Origin of the sequence: Pontivivens insulae, assembly GCF_900302495.1 — a bacterium.
In the GTDB taxonomy this organism is placed as follows: Bacteria; Pseudomonadota; Alphaproteobacteria; order Rhodobacterales; family Rhodobacteraceae; genus Pontivivens; species Pontivivens insulae.
The window spans coordinates 19,568-39,123 of the sequence record NZ_OMKW01000004.1 but is presented as its reverse complement, the minus strand read 5'-3'; the positions used below and the strand labels follow the sequence as shown (position 1 = coordinate 39,123).

Below are 19,556 nucleotides of genomic sequence, written 5' to 3'. Positions count from 1 at the left end.
CTTGATCCTTGCCAAAAGAGAGGATGTGCACAGGTATAAGCGGAGCCGCTAAAGGATGACAGCTTTGACCAACCCCCTTATCTCAGACTGGAACACGCCGTTCCAAATGCCGCCTTTTGAGCAGATCGAGACCGGTCAGTTTGCCGAAGCATTCGACGTTGCGATCAATGAAGCGCGGGCCGGGGCCGAGGCGGTTGCGACGCAGGCGGCTGAGCCGACTTTTGAGAACACGATCGAGGCGCTGGAGCAGTCCGACGCTTTGCTCGACCGGGTGGCGGGCGTCTTCTACAATCTGTCTGGCACGGACAGCGACAGCGAAATCGAGACATTGATGCGGGATCTGTCGCCGCGCCTGTCAGCACTGAGCAGTGAAATCTTTCAGGATCAGAGGCTGTTTTCGCGTGTTGATGCCTTATGGTCCAAAGTCGGCGAACTGGGCCTCGACCAAGAACAGGCCCGTGTGCTTGAGCTTTATCACCGCTCGTTCGTGCGGGCAGGTGCCGCGCTGGCAGAGGCGGATCGGGCACGCCTTGCGGAAATCGGGCAGGCACTTGCGAAGCTGGGCACCCAGTTCACCCAAAATCTGCTGGCCGATGAGCGCGATTGGGGCATGGCCCTGACGGCCGATGATCTGGCCGGGCTGCCCGATGATCTGAAACGTGCCATGTCGGTGGCCGCTGGCGGGGAGGGGTACCGATTGACCCTTTCCCGTTCGATCATCGTGCCGTTTTTAGAGAACTCCACCCGCCGAGACTTGCGCGAAACCGCGTGGAAGGCATGGACGGCCCGTGGTGCGAATGGCGGACAGACCGACAATCGCGCGATTGCCGCTGAGATCTTGGCTCTGCGCCACGAGAAGGCGACCTTGCTGGGCTTCGATGATTTCGCCCATTTCAAATTGGCGACCGAGATGGCGGGGACGCCCGACCGCGTCCGCGATCTTCTGATGAAAGTCTGGAGCCCGGCAAAGGCGCAGGCTGAGCGGGATGCAGAGCAATTGCGCGGCCTGATCGCTGAAGCGGGTCAAAACCATGATCTGGAAGGCTGGGACTGGCGCTTTTACGAAGAGAAGCTGCGCGCCCGCGAACATGATTTCGACGCGGCCGCACTCAAACCCTATTTCCCGCTCGATTCCATGATCGAGGCGTCTTTCGATGTGGCGCGCAAACTGTTCAACCTCGATTTCCGTCCGCTCAATGTGCCGCTCTATCACGAGGACGCGCGCGCGTGGGAGGTTGTGCGCGGCGACACCCATATTGGTGTGTTCATCGGGGACTACTTCGCACGGCCCTCAAAGCGTTCGGGGGCATGGTGCTCCCGATTCCGGGGGCAGCAGAAGCTGGCAGGAGACATCCGACCCATTGTCATCAATGTGTGCAATTTTGCGAAGGGCGATCCGTCGCTTTTGACCTTTGACGATGCGCGCACCCTGTTCCATGAGTTTGGCCACGCGCTGCATTCCCTTCTGTCAGATGTCACCTATCCGTTGATCTCGGGCACATCAGTGGCACGCGATTTCGTTGAATTGCCCAGCCAGCTTTACGAGCACTGGCTGAGCGAGCGCCCAGTGTTAGAGAGCTTTGCCCGTCATCATGAAACCGGTGAGCCGCTGCCGGGTGATCTGCTGGACAAGTTGCTGGCGGCGGAAACGTTCGGTCAGGGCTTTGCGACCGTTGAATATGTCGCATCGGCCCTGGTCGATCTGGACTTTCACACGGGCAAACCACCGGCTGACGCGATGGATGCACAGGCCGCAACACTGGCGCGGATCGGCCAACCCTCTGCGATCCCCATGCGGCATGCGACCCCGAATTTCGCCCACGTTTTTGCGGGCGACGGATATTCGGCAGGCTATTACAGCTACATGTGGTCCGAAGTGATGGATGCCGATGCATTCGAGGCGTTTAAGGAAACTGGCAATGCCTTTGATCCGGCGATGGCCGAAAAGCTTGCGGCCCACATCTATTCCGCCGGTGGATCCCGTCCTCCCGAAGATCTCTACACCGCGTTCCGCGGACAGATGCCCGGGCCGGAGGCGTTGTTGAAAGGGCGCGGCTTCGCAGACGCATGAGCGGGCAAGAGCGTGATCTGACCGAAGGCGCCGTCTTGGGACATGTGCGGGCCGTCGCCCTCCCGGCGGCCCTTAGCCTGCTGTTCGTTACGCTCTACAACGTTACGGATACGTTTTACGCGGGCATGATCTCGACCACAGCGCAGGCTGGTCTGGGACTGGGTGCGCAGGTGTTCTTTCTGGTCATCGCGATCGGGATCGGCTTTCGCATCGGGATGTCCGCCTTTGTCGGTGACGCGATCGGAGGGGGCGACGGGGACGGCGCCGCGCGGGCCGCAGTCCAGGGCATCCTCGCGGCGGCAGTTCTGACGCTTGTCACGATGGTCGGGGGATTTTGGGGCCTGCCCGCCCTGATCCGCGCCATTGGCGGGGAGCAGGACTACGTCAATGAAGCCGTAACCTTTGCACAGCTCATGCTGCTCGCTGCACCAGGCTTTGTGCTGTCGAACGCCTTCGCCGGGATTTTGACCGCTCAGGGAAACAACGTGACGCAAGAGCGCGCGCAGGGCGGCGCGATGCTGGCCAATATCGGATTGAACCCGCTGTTCATCTGGGGCGCGCCCGGACTTTGGCCGGGGTTTGGTCTGAATGGAATCGCACTTGCAACCATCGCGGCGCAGTCAGGGATGCTGTTGTTTGTGGCGTGGAGGGCAATGCGCTCTGACGTGATGCAGGGCACGAGTTGGCGCGACTTCGTGCCGGATATGGCACGGATGTTCGAACTTCTTAAACAAGTGGGCCCGGCTGCCGGAACCGTTTCAGTCAGCGTATTGGCGGGCGTGATCTGTCAGTTTTTCCTGCGGGACTTCGGGGAACAGGTTGTGGCCGCCTACGGGGTTGGCCTGCGCCTCCAGCAACTGCTGCTGCTGCCGGTGATCGGCCTGACCACTGCACTGTTGCCGCTGACCGCGCAGAACCGTGGCGCCGATCAGCCAAATCGCATCCGACAAGCCATCCAACAAGTTGCGGCCATCGCTTTCGGCTTCGTCGGGTTGAGCATCATCCTGATCTGGCTCGCGGCAGAGCCGATCGCCCGCCTGTTCAATGACGAGGACGCGGTTGTCTCGAACGTCGTGGCCTATTTGCGCGTGCTGTCCGGGGCGCTGCCCTTCTTTGCCGTGGTTTTCATTGCCCAGAACGTGCTGCAAGGTTTCAAGCGCCCCCTTGTGCCGCTTTTCATCGGACTCTGGCGACAGGGATTGGCGCTGCTTCTGCTGATCTGGCTGTTCACTGGACCGCTGGACATGGGCCCGACAGGCGTATGGCTGGCGCTGCTGGTAGCAGCGGGAAGCGGCGCGATCCTGTCACTGATCTTTCTGATCCGCACCGTTCGCCGCAGCGACATCACCCTGTGGACCAGAAAGGGCGTGGCTTAGAACCACTGCCCTGCTTCGATCAGGCCGTGTTCCAGCAATTGTTCTGGCGTCCAATCAAACTTGACCGATTGGCGCCACATGAAGCTTTCGATGTCGAACATCGAACCAGGATTGCGTTTCAACGATTTCGCAACCCGGAATGACATAAGCGCAATCGTCACATTGTTGTGCCACGGGCAGGAAATCGTGTTCATCTCAGGCTCGTTGAGGTGCAGGTTCTCATCAAGCCGCAATCCGTCGATGGCGCGGAAGAACGCGATACGGTCTATTCGCCGCCGCTCCCACGGAATGAACTCCTCATATCGCCACCCTAACCCACCGAAAATGTCATATTGACGGTCGAGCGCCTCTGGCCCGCTAAAGCGCTGAAACCCGTAATAGCCCGAGCCATCGAAATGCGCGCTCTGCCGGTCCACTGCATCGGGGTACTGTTCGAGATCTTGGGCATAGAGGTCAATCACGTAGGTGAATATCGCCTGCCGCCGCTCCTCCTCCATGAACCCTGCAAGATCCGCGACGCCGCGGGTCTTCATGTAAGGGTAGAAGAGATACTCGGAGTTGAAGAGATAACAGACCCAGCGCCCGGAAAGTTTGCCCATAAGGCTATTGAGCAACTCAATCGCGGTCAGCCTGTTGGGCACGGGACGTGGAATGACGGTAAGGTTGGGCAAGCCCCCCATCGCCTCTGCAATCTGCCCTTTGTAAAAGAGAAGCACATGATCGAAGCCGAGTGCAGCGTGATGCTGCGCCGTCGCGACAACATCAGTCTCATCCTCAGCAAAGATCAGACAGACCGGACCACGTCCTGGCACGTCCAGCGCTGAAAGGGGATCATCGGCAGCAACGGTTCTCATGCGCCCCTTGATGGGCGCAAACCGCCCTGTTCGCAAGCACTACGAAACACGGAAGGCACAGCAATTACCGTCGCGTTACTATACTAAATACTCAATAAATTGAGCATCAATGTACAAGTAACCGATTGCAGGCACAGTTGTTTTAGGTCTATCTACTCCTAACCTTGGCAGTGCTTCTTGCGTCCAGCGGCAGTCAAGGGGGGCAAATTTGGGCGCTATTGGAAGGAACTCACATGAGTGAAACTGCAACCATTGACCGGACAGAGCTGTTGGCCCTGACGTCTGAGATTGTATCTTCGCATGTCTCAAACAATCCTGTGGCGACTGTCGATCTGCCAAACCTGATCGAGACGGTTTATACAAAGCTCAATGATCTGTCTTCGGACACTGTGGAAGAACAGGTTGAGCTGGTGCCCGCAGTGCCGATCAAGAAGTCGATCACCGACGATTACATCATCTGCCTCGAAGATGGTCGAAAGCTGAAGATGCTGCGCCGTCACCTCAAGACAGCATACGACATGACCCCCGAAGACTATCGTGCAAAATGGGGCCTGAAGGCCGATTACCCGATGGTTGCGCCGAACTATTCCAAGAAGCGTAAACAGCTGGCAAAGGAAAACGGTCTGGGCCGCAAGCCCAAGTCCTGATCCGACAACCTTGCGGCGGGGGCCGCAGGGCAGTAATGGAGGCGGCGTGGCAAGGGACGGCCACGCCGCTTTCGTTTGTGCCGACTGTAGTTTGAGGGACCGCTCATGTCCGAGACCAAGAAGCTCTTCGTGAAGACCTATGGCTGTCAGATGAACGTCTATGACAGTGAGCGGATGGCCGGTGCGCTGGGGCAATCAGGCTATGAAGAAACGGACGATCCCTCAAACGCGGATATGATCCTGCTCAATACCTGCCACATTCGGGAAAAGGCGGCGGAGAAGGTCTATTCCGAGTTGGGCCGCCTGCGACCACTCAAAGACGCCAATCCCGACCTAAAGATCGGTGTCGCGGGCTGTGTGGCACAGGCCGAAGGGGAAGAGATCATGCGCCGGGCGCCCGTCGTCGATTTGGTCGTTGGCCCGCAAGCCTATCATCGCCTGCCAGAGATGGAGGCAAAGACCCGTACCGGGCAGAAGGCGCTCGACACCGAATTCCCCGAGGAAGACAAGTTCGACCATCTGCCCAGCCCGCGTGGTCCGAAAATGCGCCGCGCCCCTGCGGCCTTCCTCACAGTTCAGGAAGGTTGTGACAAATTCTGCGCCTTCTGTGTCGTGCCGTATACGCGCGGTGCTGAAGTCTCCCGCCCTGCGCCCCGCCTGCTGGCCGAGGCGCGCGACCTTGTGGAACGGGGCGTGTGCGAGGTGACGCTGCTGGGCCAGAATGTGAATGCCTATCATGGTGCCGGAGAGGGGGGCGACTGGTCGCTGGCCCGTCTGGTTCGCGAACTGGCCAAGATCGACGGGTTGGAGCGCATTCGTTATACCACCTCCCACCCCAATGACATGACCGACGACCTGATCGAAGCGCATGGCGAGGTCGAGAAGCTGATGCCCTATCTGCATCTGCCCGTTCAGGCCGGCTCCGACAGTGTATTGAAAGGCATGAACCGCAAACATACCGCTGAGAGCTATCTGCGATTGCTTGAGCGTATCCGCGCCGCTCGCCCAGACATTGCCCTCTCAGGCGATTTCATCGTCGGCTTCCCCGGTGAGAGCGATGCAGATTTCGAAGACACGTTGGCGCTGTGCCGCGAGGTCCGCTACGCCGCTGCGTTCAGCTTCAAGTACTCCCCGCGTCCCGGCACGCCAGCCTCCGGTCGGACATTTGTCTCCGACGAGGTCGCATCGGAGCGGTTGGCGCGCCTGCAGGCTTTGCTGACCGAGCATCAGCGCGACTTCCAACAGGCTCAGGTCGGTAAGACCCTGCCGATCCTGATCGAGAAAGAGGGGCGCGAGCCCGGTCAGATGATCGGAAAATCCCCCTATCTGCAGGCCGTCCACCTGGACGCGGCGCCCGACACAGTGGGTCAGATCATCCAGACCCGCATCGTCCGATCCAACCCCAATTCCCTGGCCGGGGAAGCGATCTAACGTCCGGCGGCCTCCGGCGGGGATATTTGACCCAAGAAGAAGTCAGACGCTTTTCGTGGCCGGATTGGTCACCGCCAATCCGTTGCAGTCGTCGTGACTACTGAGGCAGATCGCGGTCGCTGCCCCATACACCATCTGCAGGCGCATAGCCCTCGTGCCCGTCCGCCGTGACCAGGCACCAGTCATCGGGACATTCGACGAGGCGCAGAATCGCGCCAGCCTGTGCCCGGGCAATTATCCGCGCATCCACGCTGGGCTGGGCATGGATCGTCAGGTCTTGGCTGCGGACCAGAAGCGTGCGGTTGCCCGACAGCAGCGAGAAGTGGACCCAGCCGCCCTGCCCATCCACGTCGCGCACATTGCGCCAGTTGTCGAACTCCGCGATCACCATCAGCGGCGTGCCGCGGTGAAGATAGCGCCAGTCAATTCTATGGGTCAGGTTCGGTCCACGGCGCACATTCGCGGAGGCGGCTTTCAGACTGACGAACCGTGGCATGCTCAATCCGGTTTCCGGGCCGATCTCCTGCGCGGTCAGCGGCTGGACCAGAAGGGTGATCAGCAAAATCAACGTCAGGCGCATCGTGTTTCCGGTTCAATTCGTGCGGGCCTGACCCTAAGCTGGGCAAAACGGAAAATCACGTCCAAAGGGGGGATCTATGGCAGATCAGGCACCGAAAGTTGTCGTAACGCGACGCTTGCCCGAACCGGTCGAAACACGCCTGGCCGAACTGTTCGAGGTTGAGCTGTGCGAAAGCGACAAGCCGATGAGCCGCGATGCCCTGGCCGATGCAGTATCGCGCGCGGATGTGCTGGTTCCCACGCTGGGTGATAAGATCGACGCCGGCATGCTGGCCGGAGCTGAGAACCTGAAGCTCATCGCGAATTACGGTGCGGGCGTGGATCATATTGATGTGGAAACGGCGCGCGCACGCGGCATTCAGGTGTCCAACACCCCCGGCGTGCTGACCGATGATACGGCTGACATGACCATGGCCCTGATCCTGGGGGTCACACGCCGGATGAAAGAAGGTGTGAACCTGATGCAATCGGGCGACTGGACCGGGTGGAGCCCGATGGCACTGATGGGTCACCGGGTCGGCGGCAAGCGACTTGGCATCCTTGGCATGGGGCGGATCGGACAGGCCGTCGCCCAGCGGGCCAAGGCCTTTGGGATGCAGGTGCACTATCACAACCGCCGGCGCCTGCACGCCGATATCGAACGCCCTCTGGAGGCGCGCTATTGGGAAAGTCTCGATCAGATGTTGGCGCGGGTGGATGTGTTAAGCGTGAACGCGCCCCACACTCCGGCAACCTTTCACCTGCTCAACGCCCGCCGCCTGAAGCTGATGAAGCCGACGGCCTGCGTGATCAACACCGCGCGGGGAGAGGTGATCGATGAGAATGCCCTGACCCGCGCGCTGCGCAATGGAGAGCTGGCGGGCGCAGGTCTCGACGTGTTCGAGCATGGGGCCAGCGTCAATCCCCGCCTGATCGACCTGCCCAATGTGTTGTTACTGCCGCATATGGGATCGGCGACAGTCGAGGGGCGTATCGAGATGGGCGAAAAGGTGATCATCAACATCAAGACCTTTGCTGACGGTCACCGCCCGCCTGATCTGGTCGTGCCATCAATGCTGTGACGAAAAGAGGGCCGCACGGGCCCCCTTTTTACATTTAACGACGGCCAAACATGCCCAGCACATCATCGATGGGGCTGCCGTCATTGTCCTGATCGAGCATGTTCATCAGCCCGCCCAGCGCACCGCCCTGCTGCTGACCGCTCAATCCGCCAAGCAGATCGCCGAGGCCACCGGAACGCGACCGCTCTGCCGTAATCTCATCATCGGGAACCTGCTGCTGCATCGCGCCCTGAACCATTGCTGCAAGTGCCGGAAGGAAACTGGCCACCGTGTCGGGCGAGACCGAGCTTTGCTCCGCCGCTCGCGCTTCCAGCGTGCCGCGCGCACCACCATCCAGAATGGACGACAGGAACGATTCACCCTGCGCACGCACGCCCTCATCTGCGGCAGCTTCCGGCCGGTCCAAAAGACCCGCAAGTCCTGATCCCTCGATCTGGCGCAGCACCGTTTCATCATTGCCCGCACGCGCCTGCGCGGCTGTCGCTTGCCCAAGCGCGGGGGCCAGCATGGAGGTGAGGTTTTCTACCTGAGCACGGTCCAGCCCAAATTGCTGCCCCAGCTGTGCAAGGCCCTGACCACCACCCGCGCCCTGCAACATGTTCATCAATGAAGACATCTGTTTCTCCCACTCCGAAATTGTCCACCATAGGGTTGGTTGCAGAGTGCAAGGTTAAGGCCGGCAATGCCAGCCAGTCAGTTTAAGAAACGCGCAACATCCAGTTCTGCGGGAAGGTCGCTATCGTGCAGGATCGCCTGCGCGGCCAGCCGCGCCATCTCTGGCGAGGTTTGAACCCCGTATCCCCCCTGCCCGGCGCACCAGAAGAACCCCGATGCGCCCCAGCCCAGGACCGGCGTGCGGTCTGGCGCAAAGGTGCGCAACCCGGCCCAGCTGCGCTCAACCCGCGTCACCGGTTCGGTCACAGCCTGTGCATAGCGATCCAGCCCCTCGGCCAAAACCATGTCATCCGGCCAGGCATCCATCGGGGCAACGGGGTCCTCCTCCGCGGGGGAAACCATAAGGCGACCGGCCTCCGGCTTTGCATACCATGTCTCAGAAGCAGACAGCGCCATGGGCCAGCGCGACACATCGTGACCGCCCGGCGCGGGCAGGATCGCAGCCGACCGGCGCAGCGGTGTCAGCCCGAGCGGTGTGATCCCGGCAAGCTGGGCAACCTCATCCGCCCAAGCACCCGCAGCATTCACCACGATATCGGCGCGATAGGTCCGATCAGCCGTCACCACATCCCAACCGTTGCGAGACGGCGACAGCGCAATGACCTCTGTGCGGGTGGCGATGCGGCCGACGCTCGCACGCAATGACCGGCGGTGTTGGCCCATCAAGGCATCCACATCAATGTCGCTGGCATCCTCTTCATAGGCGGCCCGGCTGAACCGCGCGCCGTTCAGGATCGGAAAGTGGCCCAGCGCCTTCTGCACGCTGATCTCAACCATGCCCGCACTCTCTGCAAGGTGCCCATCGAGCGCGTCCTGTTCCTCCGCTGAGGCGACGAATAAAACGCCCCGTTGCTTCAAATAGGGCTGCAACCCCGACCGACTGGCACGGTTCAGCGTGCGAATGGCTGAATTGCCATAATTCTCGACGAATAGGGCCGCAGATCGGCCTGTGGCGTGCATGCCGGGATGGGCCTCACGCTCGAGAACCACAACCTCTGCCTGACCGGCCAATTCCGCCGCAAGCGAAAGGCCCGCGATTCCGCCCCCGATGATGACGACCTTAGGCATCAAGCGTATCGAGCGCGCGGGCGAAAACCGCCGCATCGACATTGCCGCCGGTCGCGACACAGATCACGGCGTCGCCTTCGATCTGATCCGCGCGAAACAGCGCTGCCGCCAATGCCACCGCGCCGCCCGGTTCAATCACGACCTTCAGCCGCTGAAAGGCCAGCGCAATGGCCCGCAGCGCTTCCTCGTCACTGATCACCAGACCCGCGCCGCAGTGCGCCTTCAGAATGGGGAATGTGATATCGCCCGGCTGCGGTGTGATGATCGCGTCGCACAGGGACCCGCTCATCCGATTGTTCCGCTCGATCCCACCAGAACGGAGAGAGCGCGAGACGTCGTCAAATCCCTCCGGCTCGACCGGGCGCACGGTCAGGTCCGTACCGTCGAGGCCGAGGGCGATCCCGCTGGTCAACCCACCACCGCCACAGCACACCAGAACATCCGCGCTCTCAATCCCGGCCTCGGCTGCCTGTTCGCGCAGCTCCAATCCCACCGTACCCTGTCCGGCAATCACATTGGGATCATCGAAGGGTTTGATCAGCGTCAGGCTTCGTTCAGCGGCGAGGCGCGCGCCGATTTCATCGCGATCTTCGGTTTCCCGGTCATAAAGCACGACCTCTGCGCCCAGCGCACGCGTGTTGGCGATCTTCAGCGCCGGTGCATCGGCGGGCATGATGATAACCGACGGGACCCCCGCCGCACGTGCGGCATTGGCGACGCCCTGCGCGTGATTGCCGGAAGAAAACGCGATCACCCCGCGCGCACGCTGCTCTGCCGGGATTTGAGACAGCGCGAACCACGCCCCGCGAAACTTGAAACTGCCCGTATGCTGCAAACACTCGGCCTTCAGAAAGACCCGCCGCCCGGCGATCTCATCCAGAAAGGGGGAGGTCAAAAGCGGCGTGCGCCGGGCAACACCGGTCAGAACCTCGGCCGCCTTGCGGACCTGCTCAACTGTGCTCATCGACTTTCTCCATCAATCCCTTCAAGACCGCTTGCGCTTCTGGCTCATCCAGAAACGGGACGTGCCCGCGTCCGGGTACCGTGGCCGCAATCATATCGGGGCGAGCGGCCTGCATCGCAGCAAAGGTCTCGGCACTCAGCAAATCGGAATGCGCGCCCCGCAGGGCTGCGAGCGGAAGGCCGTCCAGCGCGTTGAAAAGGGGCCAGAGGTCGGGCACCGCGCCCCCGGCCATGACCGCCTCGCGCAGCGCAGGATCATAACGTAGCGTCAGGCCATCCTCACCCTGCCCATACATCGCGCGGGCATGTCCGGCCCATTCTGCCGCGGTCACCTCTGGAAAGCTTGCAGAATAGAACTGCGCCAATCCCGCCCCGGCTTCGGCATAGGTCCGTGCTGCTGGCCGTCGACCCAGATAGTCCTTGATCACATCCAGCGCGCCATCCTCAAGCACTGGTCCGATATCGTTGAGCAGTACACCCGCAAGCCGGTCCTTCACACTCATCGCAAGAAGCATGGCGATCAGCCCACCGCGAGAGGTGCCGACGACAACGGCCTTCTCCAGACTTAGGTGATCGAGCAGCTCGACAGCGTCACGCGCCTCAACAGGCAAGGTATAGCCCTCAATCGGATTGGGATCATGATCCGATCCGCCCCGGCCGCGCGTGTCGAGCCGGATGATCCGCACGCCAGAAGTCACGGCCATGAACGGTTTGAAATCGTCCATATTTCGTGTCAGCCCCGCAAGGCACAGTACCGGGACCCCATCCCCCTGATCATCATAGGCCAGCGACAAACCATCGCTCGATTGAAAATGCTTCATCCCACAATCTCCGGAATGGTGGTGAGGTCGCTCAATACGACGTCCGGTGCGGCCCACAGACGATCCTGTGGCATGCCCGCGCGATTGACCCAGACGGTCTTGAACCCATAGCCGGATGCGGCTGCCGCATCCCACCCGTTTGAGCTGACGAACAGCACCTCGTCGCGCGCGCATCCATAGGCCTGGCCCACCATGTCATAGACCACATCGGCAGGCTTGAAGACGCCGACATCTTCGACACTCAGAACATGATCGAGCCGGTCGCCGATCCCGGCACTCTCCACTGCACCGCTCAGCATGGCAGGCGTCCCGTTTGACAGGATGCCCGTGGCCAAGCCCTTCGATTTCAGCGCGGCCAACATGCCGGGCACTTCGGGATAGGCCGAAAGCTCCCAATAGAGGTCGAGCAAGGCCTGCCGCGTCTCCGCCCGGGTCAACGATGACGCCTCAAGTGCGAAATCGAGGCCATCTTGCGTCACCTGCCAGAAATCTGCATGGCGTCCTGCGGTGGCGCGCAACCAGGTGTATTCGAGTTGTTTGAGCCGCCAATCTGCCGCAACCTTCTGCCAACACGCGGCCAGATCCGCATGCCCCTCCTGCCCGGCCAACTCCCGCGCGGCGGCGGAGACGTCGAACAATGTGCCGTAGGCGTCAAAGATACAGGTCGTGATCGGCATGGTCGGCCCTCCTCCTGCCCAAACTGCGCAATCAACCGGCAGAGGGCAACGGCGGGATTGTCTGCACCACAATTGAGCCCCTTGTGATATGCTATCGGAAAAAGGGAGAGCACAATGACCGACACCCACGGCACCATCCACTGGACAGAACTCGCCACCCGCGACATCGAGACGGCGAAAGCCTTTTACGCTGATGCGTGCGGCTGGACCTATGCGGAAATGCCGATGGAGGGGGGCGGCACCTACCACTGCGCGATGCTGGGCGAACAGATGATCTGCGGCCTGTTTGACATGAAGGACGAGCCGCTGATGGCCGACGTGCCCCCGCACTGGGCGACCTATCTGGCCGTCGACGATATCGACGCCACATGCGCGGATGCGGTAAAACATGGCGCGACGGTCGTCCGGGCACCGTGGGACGTGCCCGAAGTGGGGCGGGTCGCGATCCTGATGGATCCGGCAGGGGCGACGATCGGCCTTATGACGCCGTCCTGACGTTTCGGATTGGCTCAAATACCCATGTCCCGCCAGTGGCTAGCCTGCGCCTCCGGCGGGGATATTTCGGGACAGATGAAGACGGTTAGAGGTTTTCTGGCTGAGCCATGCCTGTCGCGTGATAACCACCGTCCACGAACAGCACTTCGCCAGTGGTTGACCCGCCCAGATCACTGAGCATGTAGAGCGCTGCACCACCGACATGGGCAAGGTCGGCATTGGCGCGGAGCGGGCTGTTCGCCTCCGTCGTGCGGTAGACCTTGCGCGCCCCGCCTATGGCAGCACCCGCGAGGGTGCGCATCGGGCCGGGGGAGACGGCGTTCACGCGGATGCCATCCGGGCCGAGGTCGTTGGCGAGGTACCGCACCGTGCTTTCGAGTGCAGCCTTTGCGACGCCCATCACGTTGTAGTTCGGCGTCACGCGCTGCGCGCCCAGGAAGCTGAGCGTGATGATTGAGCCGCCCTCGCTCATCAGCGGTGCGGCCCGACGGCTGATGTCGATCAGCGAATAGCAGGAGATGTCGAGCGAGTTCAGGAAGTTCGCCCGCGTGGTGTTCACGAAGCGGCCCGTCAACTCCTCCTTGGCGGAATAGGCGATGGCGTGGACGATGAAATCGAGCTTGCCCCATTTCGCCTCGATGGCCGCGAAGACCCGGTCGAGGGAGGCTTCATCGGTCACATCGCAATCGAGGCAGAAGGGGTCACCGAGGGAGGCCGCGAGCGGTTCCACCCGCTTGCCGAACGCCTCACCCTGATAGGTGAAGCACATCTCGGCCCCATGCTCGGCCAGGGTCCGGGCGATGCCCCAAGCGATGGACTTGTCATTGGCAACCCCGAGCACGAGGCCCCGCTTGCCAGCCATGAGTTGGGTCATTTTGGGGCCTTTCGGTTGTCGACCATTGCCATTCTGTAGCAACCTCACAAACAGTCGCCTTAAGCGCAATGCAAAAACCAGACCTGCGAGATTTCAAATGTCCGATACTCAGCCCGAGAAGGCCAAGGCAGTTCCGCTGCTCCTGCAACGCGACGTATCGCCAGAAGCGGAGAGCATTTTGGACGTCATCGGCAATTTCGAGCACTATATCTCAACGCTTCAAGAACATGGTGTTAAGTGGAGCTACATTTCCGAAGAACTCCGAAAATTGGCAGCGATGTTGAATTCTGTTGGTGCGCACAAAGGCAGTGGCGTCAGAGTAAGCCTTGGAAATCTCATCAGGATCCATGGACTGGACTTTACGAGGCCGTTTCTGAACGAAGCTCACCTCGGCACCAAACTGGTAAAATACTCGGCATACCCAAGCGTCTGGCTGGCTGAATTGCAGTGGCTCGATCTCGTAGGCGATTCTGCACAAGACCTACTCGATGGCGACGAAGACCTGCCCATACTCCATTGCTTGGATTACGGTTTTTACTCAAATGCAGGCCAATTTGAACTAAACCTCGAAAGCCTAACGGAAGGCATGACAGAGCAGCAGAAGATCAACTTCGAAAAGTCAGTTGACGCAAAAGACTGGCAGGCCACAAAGATTGAGATCGCCGCCTGTGCTTACATCCTTAGCCATCCTAGCCTTGAAATAATCGAGGGCGGTAAGGATGGGGAATGGGGAGCGCGCGTTGCCGAAATCGCGAAAGACCTCCTCGCGGCGGGCGAGATCGAGAACCGCCAACCGAAATCAGTCTTCGGCTGGTGGAACCGAAGTTCAAAGACGAAGCATTAAGTCGCTCATCACCCCCGCCACTTGCTCATCAGCATCGAGCCGTTGGTGCCTCCGAAGCCGAAGCTGTTGGTCATGACCGTGTCGAGGCCGGCGTTCTCTACCAGCGAGGTTGCGATCTCTTCCGGTTTCAGCGCTTCGTCGAGGGTTTCCACGTTGATAGACGGGGCGATGAAGTCGTCGCGCAGCATGAGGAGGCAGTAGATCGCCTCTTGTGCGCCGGTGGCCCCTTGGCTGTGGCCCGTCATCGACTTGGTTGAAGACACCGGCGGTGTGGAGCCTTCGCCGAACACGCGGCGGACGGCTTCGATCTCACCCACATCGCCCACCGGGGTCGAGGTGCCGTGAGCGTTGATGTAGCTGATGGACCGCCCCTCGGGGATCGTGTCGAGGGCGAGGCGCATGGCACGCTCGCCGCCCTCACCGCTCGGCGCCACCATATCCACGCCGTCGGAGGTCGCGCCGAAGCCCGTGACCTCGGCATAGATCTTCGCACCACGCGCCTTGGCGTGTTCCAGTTCTTCAAGCACCACCATGCCGCCGCCGCCCGCGATGACGAAGCCGTCACGGTTGGCGTCGAAGGCGCGGGAGGCCTTCTCTGGCGTATCATTATACTTGGAGCTCATCGCGCCCATCGCGTCGAAGAGGCAGGAGAGGGTCCAGTCCAACTCCTCGCCACCACCCGCGAACATAACGTCCTGTTTGCCGAACTGGATCTGCTCCGCCGCCGACCCGATGCAGTGCAGCGAGGTCGAGCAGGCCGAGGTGATCGAATAGTTGATCCCCTTGATCGCATAGGCCGTGGCAAGGTTGGCCGAAACGGTCGAGGACATGCCGCGCGGCACCATGAGCGGGCCGATCCGCTTGGGCGACCCCTTCTCGAGCACGATCTGGTGGGCGGCAAAGAGGTTCTGCGTCGACGGTCCACCGGACCCGGCAATAAGACCCGTGCGCGGGTTGGAGATATCGCTCTCCTCCAGCCCCGCATCGGCAATCGCCTGCGTCATCGAGATATAGGCGTACGCCGCGCCCGGCCCCATGAAGCGCAAGGCGCGCTTGTCGATATGCTCTTTGATGTCGATCTTGGGTGCGCCGCTGATCTGGCTGCGAAAGCCACGCTCGGCCATATCCGTGTCAGCTGCGATCCCCGAACGGCCCGCCTTCAGGCTGGCCGCGATTTCTTCAACATTGTTCCCGATGGACGAAACAGCGCCCATGCCCGTGATGACTACGCGACGCATGGCGTCCCCCCTTTTTGCCCTCGGTTACCCTGGATCAGTCCTCTTGGAAGAGGCCGACCTTCATGTCCGTGGTGGTATATATGGTCTCGCCATCAGCTTTCATCACGCCGTTGGCCATTCCAAGCTTGAGCTTGCGGTCGATCACGCGGGTGAAGGTGACTTCATAGGTCACCAGCTTCACATCCGGTGTCACCATGCCGGTGAACTTTACCTCACCCACGCCCAGCGCGCGGCCCTTACCCTGCATGCCGCGCCAGCCGAGGTTAAAGCCGGTCAACTGCCACAGCGCGTCGAGGCCGAGGCAACCCGGCATGACCGGATCGCCCAGGAAGTGGCACTGGAAGAACCACAGGTCAGGATTGATGTCGAATTCCGCGATCACATGGCCTTTGCCATGCTCCCCACCATCGGCGCTGATCTCCGTAACACGGTCCATCATCAGCATCGGTGGCGCGGGAAGCTGCGGGTTGCCCGGGCCAAACATCTCCCCCCGCGCACATTTCATCAGGCCATCATAGTCGATGCTTGTCGGACGATCAGTCATGGGCGCTCCCGCAGTCTTTCAATTCGTTTCTTTCGATCACGCTTCCTAGCATCGGATCGCGCCGGGCGGCAATGGGCCTTGGGCGCTACTGCGCGGCGCGAATACTGCCCTCAACACATCCCGTCGCCGTGTTGAAGAACCAGAACCCGTCCGGCGTCCATGTCCGGCGCCCTTCCAGCGCTGCGGCATCGCCAAACTCTGAGCAAAGGGTGAAACCGGTCTCTCCGATCCGGGTATAGGCATAGGGCGGCGCGCCCCCTGCATCGGGTTCGGCCGCAAAGCGCAAACGAACGCCATCGCAGAATTGCGCAAGGGCTGCCGGGGTCAGCGTCTCAGGCAGAACGGCACTCCCCTCATCCGGGCATTGCAGCGCAACCGCGATGCGCGTGAGGTCGTCATAAGCCTCGCGATCCTGCTGAGCACTGCGCACCTCCCGCGGGCTGCCCAGCGCCAGAACCGTCAGGATGATCAGCAAGACGGTGGCCCCTGCCCCAGCCCAAAGCAGGGGGCGCTTGAACCTTCCACGCTGGGCACTCAGATCCTCTCGGCCGATGGCAAGCAGGGCCAGTGCGACCGCAGCCACGACCAGCGCCTTCAACAGGAAAGCGATGGTGACGTCCCCTTGCAAAAACGAATAGACGACAAAGACCAGATCCCCGACGAAAACCGCCGCCGAGATCAGCATGGTCAGCCCGATGGCAAACCGTCGCACACCCGCTGTGCGCTTCACGGGATTGCGCATCACGTCGCGATCTGTCCAGCGCACCAACAGGCCATAGATCGGTGCGGCCACAACGATGATTGCAAGCGCCCAGCGCGCGGAGGAGGCCAGATGGTCGCTCTGCCAACTGGAGGCAGAGGGCGGATCAAAGGCATATTCAATCAGACCAAGGCTCAGCGAGATCATATAGAACGCCGTCAGCGCCAGCATGACCAGCAGCGCCAGATAGGTGAACAGATCGAGGACCGAAAAGACTGCCCGCGCGCGCGGGACGGGTGGGATGACATCGATCTCCGCCCACTCGCCCAGCGCATCCTCGATGGCATCCGCGGGCCAATCAGCGGCCTCCAGATGGGCACGGACCTGCGAATGGCTCAAGCCCGCATTCAAAGCACCTTCAACATATTGAGACAAAAGTTTGGTATTCGACATGCGAACGGGCCCTTTCCGGCAAACGGGCTGGCAATTTTGCAAAGAACTACCTAGGTTTGTAGCACGATGAAACAGATGTCCTCCACGATCACGCCCGAACGGCGCGCACGCGACTGGCTCGCAGGTGCTGAATTGCGCCCGACCCGGCAACGTCTTTCGCTGGCGGAACTGCTGGTCGGCGATGGTCAGAACCGCCATGTCACGGCGGAGGGGCTCCACCACGCGGCACAGAATTCCCGGATCTCCGTCTCGCTGGCAACGGTCTACAACACGCTGCGCGCCTTTTGCGATGCGGGCCTGATGAATGAAGTCACCGTTGACGGTACACGCTCTTATTTCGACACGCGCATCGACGATCATCCCCACTATTATTGGGAGGATGACGGCAGCCTGACGGACGCACCGACAGAGAGTGTGAAGTTCGAACGGCTCCCCGAACCGCCCGAAGGGGCGGAGATTTCGCGCGTCGATGTTGTGATCCGCGTGCGCCGGGCCTGACGCGGCCCACCTCTTTCACTTTCAGACAAATATCCCCGCCAGAGGCTGCGACAGGTGCGCCAATCGCACCCTTTGCCCCTTGCCGTGCCCGCATCCACCCGGCACGATAAGCGAACCAGAGCAATACCCACCCGAGGGAAGGAGACCCGTTGGCCGATCAAGCCGTGCCCACCCCGCCCGCTGCCACCGGAACCGCAACGGTCCTGAGCTTTCCCGACAACATGCTGCTGATCGAGCTGATTGGCCCGCATGGCTTCAACCTCGCTAAGGTCGAGCAATTGCTCGGCGTGACCATCCACCATCGTGGCAACGAGTTCACTGTTGAAGGCACGGACGAAGATGACGTGCGCCGCGCGGCGGAGGCGTTGACCGCGCTCTACGAACGGCTGGAGCAAGGCAAGACCGTCGAAAGCGGAGATGTGGATGCCGCCATCCGGCTGGGCCGCTCCGGCTCTGACACCCAGCCCGAGCCAGGCGATCAGGTGGAAATGTTCCCCGGAGAGGCGGAGCATATCGAAATTCGCACCCGCAAGAAGGTGGTGGAGCCGCGCACGCCCGCCCAGCGCGCCTATGTTGCCCAGCTCTTCGAGCATGAACTTGTCTTCGGCCTCGGCCCGGCAGGCACCGGCAAGACCTACCTCGCCGTTGCCGCGGCCATGCACTATTTTCTCAATGGCGAAGTGGACCGCATCATTTTGTCCCGCCCGGCGGTTGAGGCTGGTGAGCGCCTCGGCTTCCTGCCCGGTGACATGAAGGAGAAGGTCGATCCTTACATGCAGCCGCTCTATGACGCGCTGAACGATTTCCTGCCGGGCAAGCAGGTCGCCAAATTGATGGAGGACAAGCGGATCGAAATCGCCCCGCTCGCCTTCATGCGCGGTCGCACGCTCTCGAACTCTTTCGTGATCCTCGATGAGGCGCAGAACGCCACAACAATGCAGATGAAGATGTTCCTGACCCGCTTGGGCGAGAACTCCCGCATGGCGATCACCGGCGACATGAGCCAGATCGACCTGCCGCGCGGCGTCACCAGCGGACTGGTTGAGGCCGAACGCGTACTGCGCGGCGTGAAAGGCATCGCCTTCACACGCTTCACAGCGACGGATGTTGTGCGCCACAAACTGGTGCAACGCATCATCGAGGCCTACGACCGGGACCCGGCGGCGTGACCACCCTCGACATCGTCATCGAAGATCCGCGATGGGAAAAGGTCCAGTTGCCAAATTGGGCGGACCGCGCGACGGCACTCGCCCTGAAAGCCGCAAAAGCGCCTGAAGGGTACGAGATCGTCATCATGGCCTGCGACGATCCACGGATCGCAGCGCTCAATGCCGAGTTTCGTGACAAGCCCAAACCGACCAATGTGCTCAGCTGGCCCGCGCACGATCTCGCGCCGTTGATGCCCGGCGAAATCCCGGCGCCGCCGCCAGCCCCCGATGGCTTCGATGATGCGCTGGGCGACATCGCCATCAGCTATGATACCTGCGTGCGAGAGGCGCGCGAACAGGGCAAGGCGCTGGCCGATCACGCGACCCATCTTCTGCTCCACGCCACCCTCCATCTGCTCGGCTACGACCATGAAACCGAGGAAGACGCGCAATTGATGGAAAAACTCGAAAGCGAAGCCCTTGCCAGCATAGGGATAGCGGACCCATATTAGGGGATGTGGGCGATCTCGCCCGTTCAT

The 19,556-nt window shown here is 61.3% G+C and carries 21 protein-coding genes; 10 read left to right on the top strand and 11 right to left on the bottom strand.

The window, feature by feature from the left end:
- Positions 1-64: 64 nt before the first annotated feature.
- Together POI8812_RS14245 and POI8812_RS14240 are read left to right on the top strand one after the other, a co-directional pair.
- Complete coding sequence (locus tag POI8812_RS14245; protein WP_108783759.1) at positions 65-2,071, top strand: M3 family metallopeptidase; 2,007 nt, start codon at positions 65-67, stop codon at positions 2,069-2,071.
- Complete coding sequence (locus POI8812_RS14240) at positions 2,068-3,447, top strand: MATE family efflux transporter (RefSeq protein ID WP_108783287.1); 1,380 nt, start codon at positions 2,068-2,070, stop codon at positions 3,445-3,447. Before POI8812_RS14245 ends, POI8812_RS14240 begins: the two co-directional genes overlap by 4 nt.
- Here POI8812_RS14240 and POI8812_RS14235 read toward each other — a convergent pair.
- Complete coding sequence (locus POI8812_RS14235) at positions 3,444-4,301, bottom strand: hypothetical protein (RefSeq protein WP_108783286.1); 858 nt, start codon at positions 4,299-4,301, stop codon at positions 3,444-3,446. The two genes, POI8812_RS14240 and POI8812_RS14235, sit on opposite strands and share 4 nt — an antisense overlap.
- Positions 4,302-4,534: 233 nt before the next feature.
- Here POI8812_RS14235 and POI8812_RS14230 point away from each other — a divergent pair, with 233 nt between their 5' ends.
- Together POI8812_RS14230 and miaB are read left to right on the top strand one after the other, a co-directional pair.
- Positions 4,535-4,948: a Ros/MucR family transcriptional regulator gene (locus POI8812_RS14230; protein ID WP_108783285.1), complete on the top strand. Its 414-nt coding sequence runs from the start codon at positions 4,535-4,537 to the stop codon at positions 4,946-4,948.
- 105 nt (positions 4,949-5,053) lie between these two features.
- Positions 5,054-6,379 carry a tRNA (N6-isopentenyl adenosine(37)-C2)-methylthiotransferase MiaB gene (gene miaB / locus POI8812_RS14225; RefSeq protein ID WP_108783284.1) on the top strand — a complete coding sequence of 442 codons (1,326 nt, stop codon included), beginning with the start codon at positions 5,054-5,056 and terminating at the stop codon, positions 6,377-6,379.
- A gap of 97 nt (positions 6,380-6,476) precedes the next feature.
- Here miaB and POI8812_RS14220 read toward each other — a convergent pair whose 3' ends face one another.
- On the bottom strand, positions 6,477-6,959 hold the full coding sequence (locus POI8812_RS14220) for an SH3 domain-containing protein (RefSeq protein ID WP_108783283.1): 483 nt from the start codon (positions 6,957-6,959) through the stop codon (positions 6,477-6,479).
- Positions 6,960-7,035: 76 nt separating this feature from the next.
- Here POI8812_RS14220 and POI8812_RS14215 point away from each other — a divergent pair, with 76 nt between their 5' ends.
- Positions 7,036-8,019 (top strand): 2-hydroxyacid dehydrogenase, encoded by a 984-nt coding sequence (locus tag POI8812_RS14215; protein WP_108783282.1) that lies wholly within the window; start codon positions 7,036-7,038, stop codon positions 8,017-8,019.
- Between the two features lie 34 nt (positions 8,020-8,053).
- Here POI8812_RS14215 and POI8812_RS14210 read toward each other — a convergent pair whose 3' ends face one another.
- The 5 genes from POI8812_RS14210 to POI8812_RS14190 all read right to left on the bottom strand — a co-directional run bounded on the left by POI8812_RS14210 (position 8,054) and on the right by POI8812_RS14190 (position 12,223).
- Positions 8,054-8,635, bottom strand: a complete 582-nt coding sequence (locus tag POI8812_RS14210) for a DUF937 domain-containing protein (protein WP_108783281.1) — start codon at positions 8,633-8,635, stop codon at positions 8,054-8,056.
- Between the two features lie 77 nt (positions 8,636-8,712).
- A complete protein-coding gene (locus POI8812_RS14205) occupies positions 8,713-9,762 on the bottom strand; it encodes an NAD(P)/FAD-dependent oxidoreductase (protein WP_108783758.1) in 1,050 nt (349 codons plus the stop codon).
- Positions 9,755-10,726 carry a threonine ammonia-lyase gene (locus POI8812_RS14200; RefSeq protein ID WP_108783280.1) on the bottom strand — a complete coding sequence of 324 codons (972 nt, stop codon included), beginning with the start codon at positions 10,724-10,726 and terminating at the stop codon, positions 9,755-9,757. The genes POI8812_RS14205 and POI8812_RS14200 overlap by 8 nt, the downstream gene beginning before the upstream one ends.
- A complete protein-coding gene (locus tag POI8812_RS14195; RefSeq protein WP_108783279.1) occupies positions 10,713-11,546 on the bottom strand; it encodes an alpha/beta fold hydrolase in 834 nt (277 codons plus the stop codon). The genes POI8812_RS14200 and POI8812_RS14195 overlap by 14 nt, the downstream gene beginning before the upstream one ends.
- Positions 11,543-12,223, bottom strand: a complete 681-nt coding sequence (locus tag POI8812_RS14190; RefSeq protein ID WP_108783278.1) for a haloacid dehalogenase type II — start codon at positions 12,221-12,223, stop codon at positions 11,543-11,545. Before POI8812_RS14190 ends, POI8812_RS14195 begins: the two co-directional genes overlap by 4 nt.
- Before the next feature lie 114 nt (positions 12,224-12,337).
- Between POI8812_RS14190 and POI8812_RS14185 the strand changes: the two genes are divergently transcribed.
- Positions 12,338-12,718, top strand: a complete 381-nt coding sequence (locus POI8812_RS14185; protein ID WP_108783277.1) for a VOC family protein — start codon at positions 12,338-12,340, stop codon at positions 12,716-12,718.
- A gap of 85 nt (positions 12,719-12,803) precedes the next feature.
- Here POI8812_RS14185 and POI8812_RS14180 read toward each other — a convergent pair whose 3' ends face one another.
- On the bottom strand, positions 12,804-13,592 hold the full coding sequence (locus POI8812_RS14180; protein WP_108783276.1) for an enoyl-ACP reductase FabI: 789 nt from the start codon (positions 13,590-13,592) through the stop codon (positions 12,804-12,806).
- A gap of 97 nt (positions 13,593-13,689) precedes the next feature.
- Here POI8812_RS14180 and POI8812_RS14175 point away from each other — a divergent pair, with 97 nt between their 5' ends.
- Complete coding sequence (locus POI8812_RS14175) at positions 13,690-14,436, top strand: hypothetical protein (RefSeq protein ID WP_108783275.1); 747 nt, start codon at positions 13,690-13,692, stop codon at positions 14,434-14,436.
- Positions 14,437-14,444: 8 nt separating this feature from the next.
- Here POI8812_RS14175 and fabB read toward each other — a convergent pair whose 3' ends face one another.
- From fabB to POI8812_RS14160, 3 genes are all read right to left on the bottom strand, one after another.
- Positions 14,445-15,674: a beta-ketoacyl-ACP synthase I gene (gene fabB, locus POI8812_RS14170; RefSeq protein WP_108783274.1), complete on the bottom strand. Its 1,230-nt coding sequence runs from the start codon at positions 15,672-15,674 to the stop codon at positions 14,445-14,447.
- A gap of 34 nt (positions 15,675-15,708) precedes the next feature.
- On the bottom strand, positions 15,709-16,218 hold the full coding sequence (fabA, locus tag POI8812_RS14165; RefSeq protein WP_108783273.1) for a bifunctional 3-hydroxydecanoyl-ACP dehydratase/trans-2-decenoyl-ACP isomerase: 510 nt from the start codon (positions 16,216-16,218) through the stop codon (positions 15,709-15,711).
- A gap of 85 nt (positions 16,219-16,303) precedes the next feature.
- Positions 16,304-17,371 (bottom strand): DUF5671 domain-containing protein, encoded by a 1,068-nt coding sequence (locus tag POI8812_RS14160; RefSeq protein WP_108783272.1) that lies wholly within the window; start codon positions 17,369-17,371, stop codon positions 16,304-16,306.
- A 66-nt stretch (positions 17,372-17,437) separates the two neighbouring features.
- Here POI8812_RS14160 and irr point away from each other — a divergent pair, with 66 nt between their 5' ends.
- From irr to ybeY, 3 genes are all read left to right on the top strand, one after another.
- Entirely contained in the window at positions 17,438-17,869 is a 432-nt protein-coding gene (gene irr / locus POI8812_RS14155; protein WP_211310410.1) for a Fur family transcriptional regulator Irr, read from the top strand.
- A 149-nt stretch (positions 17,870-18,018) separates the two neighbouring features.
- On the top strand, positions 18,019-19,038 hold the full coding sequence (locus POI8812_RS14150) for a PhoH family protein (RefSeq protein ID WP_245895431.1): 1,020 nt from the start codon (positions 18,019-18,021) through the stop codon (positions 19,036-19,038).
- The gene (gene ybeY, locus POI8812_RS14145; protein ID WP_108783271.1) at positions 19,035-19,529 is read left to right on the top strand and encodes an rRNA maturation RNase YbeY; all 495 of its coding nucleotides are present in this window, start codon (positions 19,035-19,037) and stop codon (positions 19,527-19,529) included. Before POI8812_RS14150 ends, ybeY begins: the two co-directional genes overlap by 4 nt.
- Positions 19,530-19,556: the final 27 nt, after the last annotated feature.